This is a genomic window from Paraburkholderia sp. BR13439 (assembly GCF_040948805.1).
GTDB classification, from domain to species: Bacteria; Pseudomonadota; Gammaproteobacteria; order Burkholderiales; family Burkholderiaceae; genus Paraburkholderia; species Paraburkholderia youngii.
In genome coordinates this window covers 1-574 of record NZ_JBFPKN010000141.1, presented here as the reverse complement: position 1 = coordinate 574, position 574 = coordinate 1, and the positions used below count along the sequence as shown (strand labels likewise).

Here is a 574-nt window from a genome sequence, read left to right as displayed (position 1 = left end):
GACGGCGTAGGCTGCCGTGATGGATTCCTTGTGGACATCCAGACCGACGTACACCGTGTTATCGTGTCCCATGCTGGCCTCCGTGCTGGAAATCGCCGGGTGTCGCCCTCGTGCACACCATGCGGCTCTGGCAGCAATGCTAACCCGCGTCTGGTTTCTCACGGCGGGCCAGCCACCACCTCACGGAAAGTCATACTGCCTCAACCGGTCGCATTGACTCATCGGAATTGCAACTCGCGCTGACCTGTTGCCTCACGTAGTTTGCTATCCGCCGGATTGTCCGGCGGGAGCGGCATGAGGTGACAAGGAAAATCAGCATGGCGACACGCAAGGAGTTGGTTGCAGCATTGCAATTGCGGTATGGCAGCGCGACGTACGGCGACCGTATCAGGATTCTCGATGAGTTCGTGGCTTTGACTGGGTATCACCGCAAGCATGCCATCCGGCGGCACTGTCACGTTGGCGAGGTAGTCACGTAAGATGTCACGATGAAGAAAAGAAAATCGCTTTATCACGGCCACCGGTTCCCGGCGGCAATCATTAGTCTCGCGGTTCGGTGGTATTTCCGGTTCCA

At 57.7% G+C, this 574-nt stretch carries 1 pseudogene; it reads left to right on the top strand.

Annotation, left to right across the window (positions count from 1 at the left end):
- Positions 1–488: 488 nt before the first annotated feature.
- Positions 489–574 (top strand): annotated as a pseudogene (locus AB3X96_RS42580) (IS6 family transposase); the annotation flags it as partial.